This window comes from Neisseria sp. P0021.S006 (genome assembly GCF_051956895.1).
Genome location: NZ_JBQCWZ010001324.1, coordinates 1 through 429 on the forward strand (window position 1 = coordinate 1; position 429 = coordinate 429).

Sequence of the window (429 nt, forward strand, 5' to 3'; positions counted from 1 at the left end):
GTATGAGCTGGGTTCGCTGGCGTTGGTGTTGGCATTGGCTTGCCGCCGCGCGCTTGCCGATATTGGTTTGGACGTGAAGATCAAGTGGCCGAACGATTTGGTCGTGGCCGACGATAAATTGGCCGGTATTTTGATTGAAACGGCGCGGGTAGATAATAAAACCGTCGCCGTCATCGGCATCGGCATCAATTTTGTACTGCCGAAAGAAGTTGAAAACGCCACTTCCGTGCAGGCCTTGTTTCAGACGGCCTCTAAGCAGGGCGTAAGCGTCAAAACCTTGTTGAATGCGGTATTGGCGCAACTTGATGCGCTGTTGAACGAATACGCTCAAAACGGATTCGCGTCATGTGTCGGCGAATACAATGCCGCCAACCGTGACACAAACAGACCAGTGTTGCTGCTTCAGGAAGGACGCGTTGTCCACGAAGG

The 429-nt window shown here is 52.9% G+C and carries 1 protein-coding gene; it reads left to right on the forward strand.

Annotated features, from left to right (window positions below; translation table 11 throughout):
- The coding region (locus ACTHUM_RS20110; protein ID WP_440404019.1) for a biotin--[acetyl-CoA-carboxylase] ligase at positions 1–429 on the forward strand (429 nt) is incomplete at both ends.